This is a genomic window from Staphylococcus sp. HMSC061G12 (genome assembly GCF_001838465.1).
GTDB classification, from domain to species: domain Bacteria; phylum Bacillota; class Bacilli; order Staphylococcales; family Staphylococcaceae; genus Staphylococcus; species Staphylococcus simulans.
On record NZ_KV837155.1, the window covers coordinates 1 to 486 of the forward strand.

General features: G+C 47.9%; 4 tRNA genes. All 4 read left to right on the top strand.

The features are described 5' to 3' along the window. Positions 1–61 precede the first annotated feature (61 nt). The 4 genes from HMPREF2937_RS10905 (at position 62) to HMPREF2937_RS10920 (ending at position 438) form a co-directional block, all read left to right on the top strand. Positions 62–136 (top strand) — tRNA-Gly (locus HMPREF2937_RS10905). A gap of 15 nt (positions 137–151) precedes the next feature. Continuing rightward, positions 152–240 (top strand) — tRNA-Leu (locus tag HMPREF2937_RS10910). A gap of 17 nt (positions 241–257) precedes the next feature. Then, a tRNA-Arg gene (locus tag HMPREF2937_RS10915) sits at positions 258–334 on the top strand. A gap of 30 nt (positions 335–364) precedes the next feature. Continuing rightward, positions 365–438 (top strand) — tRNA-Pro (locus HMPREF2937_RS10920). The last annotated feature ends 48 nt before the right edge of the window (positions 439–486 follow it).

A 486-nucleotide genomic window follows, 5' to 3' on the forward strand; every position in this document is an offset into this window, starting at 1 on the left:
CAGAGGGTCAGAGGTTCGAATCCTCTATGGCTCATCAGTTTTCCGATTATAACTGAATCATGCAGAAGTAGTTCAGCGGTAGAATACAACCTTGCCAAGGTTGGGGTCGCGGGTTCGAATCCCGTCTTCTGCTCCATTTTTATTTTATGATGCCGGGGTGGCGGAACTGGCAGACGCACAGGACTTAAAATCCTGCGGTAAGTGATTACCGTACCGGTTCGATTCCGGTCCTCGGCACCATATATAATATAAAACATGCGCCCGTAGCTCAACTGGATAGAGCGTTTGACTACGGATCAAGAGGTTATGGGTTCGACTCCTATCGGGCGCGCCATTTTATATTTATTATTTAATAATTTAATAACGGGAAGTAGCTCAGCTTGGTAGAGCACTTGGTTTGGGACCAAGGGGTCGCAGGTTCGAATCCTGTCTTCCCGACTCTTAATTGTATAATGGGGGCTTAGCTCAGCTGGGAGAGCGCCTGCT